The 251-nt window shown below is 34.7% G+C and carries 1 protein-coding gene; it reads left to right on the top strand.

Going from position 1 to position 251, the window contains the following annotated elements; genetic code table 11:
- Window positions 1-251, top strand: a 251-nt coding sequence (locus AOA60_RS29540) for an MEDS domain-containing protein (RefSeq protein WP_178075432.1), incomplete at both ends; no start/stop codon positions are given.

Consider the following 251-nt stretch of genomic DNA (forward strand, 5'->3'; position numbering starts at 1 on the left):
AAAGTACATTATCTTATTTCAGTGAGTTTATTGAACCTTTCCAAAAACAAAACAGACAAATTCGGACATGGGCTCATGTGGAATGGGAAGATCAAAAGGATATACTACCAAAACTTATACATCACGAACATGCCTCTGATCACTTATTAAAAGGTACTGGTTTAATATGTGTTTGCGCCTATAACGGTGACAAAATAACTGCAAATTTACTTACGTCTCTAATGTCTCATCATGAATTCTTCATGACTGAC

This window comes from Pseudomonas sp. 2822-17 (assembly GCF_002742485.1).
GTDB classification, from domain to species: Bacteria; Pseudomonadota; Gammaproteobacteria; order Pseudomonadales; family Pseudomonadaceae; genus Aquipseudomonas; species Aquipseudomonas cyclaminis.